Origin of the sequence: Mesorhizobium sp. M5C.F.Ca.IN.020.32.2.1 (assembly GCF_004023105.1) — a bacterium.
GTDB classification, from domain to species: Bacteria; Pseudomonadota; Alphaproteobacteria; order Rhizobiales; family Rhizobiaceae; genus Mesorhizobium; species Mesorhizobium wenxiniae.
In genome coordinates this window covers 1-2,145 of record NZ_RZSX01000990.1, presented here as the reverse complement: position 1 = coordinate 2,145, position 2,145 = coordinate 1, and the positions used below count along the sequence as shown (strand labels likewise).

The window sequence follows — 2,145 nt, the reverse complement described above, 5'->3', positions numbered from 1 at the left end:
CCCATCACCTGATCGAGCGCGGATGGGACGACATCGTCGGCATCGACAAATCAGGCATCCCGACCGACATCGGCTCGACGGCGCACGCCTCCGACTTCTGCTACACGACCAGCCATGACTTCCTGTCCTGCTGGACGACGCTCTATTCCATCGATTTCTACGAGAAGATGGGCCATTACGCCCGCATCGGCGGCCTTGAGGTCGCTCGCGTCGGCGACGACGATCGCATGGAGGAGATCAAGCGCAAGATCGCCTCGGCAAAGGCCTTCGGCACGCGTGCCCGCCTGATCGATCCGGCCGAGATCAAGCAGAAATTCCCGCTGATCGAAGAAGAGAAGGTGCAGGGCGGCCTGTGGGATCCCGATGCCGGTCTCGTCATCCCGCGCTCGCAAACGGTCGCCGGCAAGCTGGTCGATCATGCGGAAGCCTCCGGCAAGCTCAAATCCTTCGCTAACACGCCGGCCAAGTCGCTCGTCGTCGAGAACGGGCGTATCAAGGGCGTGGTGACCGACCGTGGCACAATCGAGGCCGACTACGTGATTGTGTGCGCGGGTATTTGGGGCCGGTTGATCGCGGAAATGGTGGGCGAGGACCTGCCGGTGATGCCGATCGACCATCCGCTTACCTTCTTCGGGCCCTACACCGAATTCGCCGGCACCGGCAAGGAGATCGGCTGGCCGCTGCTGCGCGACCAGGGCAACTCGGCCTATATGCGCGACACCGGCGACCCCAAGACCGCCGAAGGCGGGCAGATCGAATGGGGCTATTACGAGGAGACCAATCCGCGCCTTTGCCATCCGCGCGACCTTCTGGAGAAACACCAGGCCCGTCTTTCGCCCTCGCAACGCGACCTCGACATGGAACAGATCCTGGCACCGCTCGAGCGCGCCATGGAACTGACGCCGATCCTGGGCGAACTGGGTTATAATGAGAGCCATTCCTTCAACGGGCTTCTGCAGGTGACGTCAGACGGCGGCCCCTCTATGGGCGAGAGCCAGAAGGTGCGGGGCCTCTGGTATGCCGTCGCAATATGGGTCAAGGACGGCCCCGGCATGGGCAAGCTTATCGCCGACTGGATGACGGACGGCCGGACGTCGATCGACCACCACGCCATCGACTATTCGCGCTTCTATCCGCACCAGACGCAAGAGCAGTTCATCTGGGACCGCTGCACCGAAACGGCGATGAAGGTCTACAATCCCGCCGTCCATCCGCGCGAGCCCTTCTCCAAGGCTCGCAACGTGCGCCGCTCGCCTTTCTGGGAGCGCGAGAAGGAACTCGGCGGCTATTTCATGGAGCTCGGCGGCTGGGAGCGCGCCCATGGCTATGCCGCCAACGAGCACCTGCTCGAGAAATACGGCAACCGGGTGCCGGTGCGCGAAAACGAGTGGGACAACCGCCATTTCTGGCGCGTCTCCAATGCCGAGCATCTCGCCATGAGCGAGGATTGCGGCATCGTAAATCTATCGCATTTCGCGATGTACGACGTGGCAGGGCCGGATCATGTCGCGCTGATGGAATGGCTGTGCGCGGCCAAGATCGGCGGCGACGGCAATATCGGCAAAGGCATCTACACGCATTTCCTCGACGATGAAGGCATGGTGCGCGCCGACCTGACCGTCATCCGCATGGCCGACCGGTGCCGCGTCATCGACGGTGCCGATGCCGGCCCGCGGGACTTCCACTACATGCAGCGGACGGCAGAAGACAAAGGGTTCGACGTCACCATCACCGATGTGACCGAGAACTACGTGACCGTCGGCATCTGGGGTCCGAACGCGCGCTCAACCTTGCAGAAGGTCGTCGAGGACCCGGACGGGCTGACGCCGGAGAACTTTGCCTTTGCAGCGATCAAGCCCGTCAAGATCGGCGGCAAGGACGTGACCGCTTTCCGCATCTCCTATGTCGGTGAGCAGGGCTGGGAACTGCACATGCGATATGAAGACGGGCTGGCCGTATGGGACGCGTTGTGTTTGACCGGCGTGATGGCTTTTGGCGTCGAGACCTACGCCAACAGCCGCCGCATGGAGAAGAGCCTGCGCCTGCAGAACGCGGATCTTTTGACCGAGTACAATCTGCTGGAGGCCGATCTTGCCCGTCCGAAGGTCAAGGAGGCTGATTTCAGCGGCAAGGCAAAGCATCTGG

At 62.4% G+C, this 2,145-nt stretch carries 1 protein-coding gene; it reads left to right on the top strand.

Features of this window, described 5'->3' with window-relative positions:
- Positions 1–2,145, top strand: a 2,145-nt coding sequence (locus tag EOA86_RS31890) for an FAD-dependent oxidoreductase (protein WP_164892195.1), incomplete at both ends; no start/stop codon positions are given.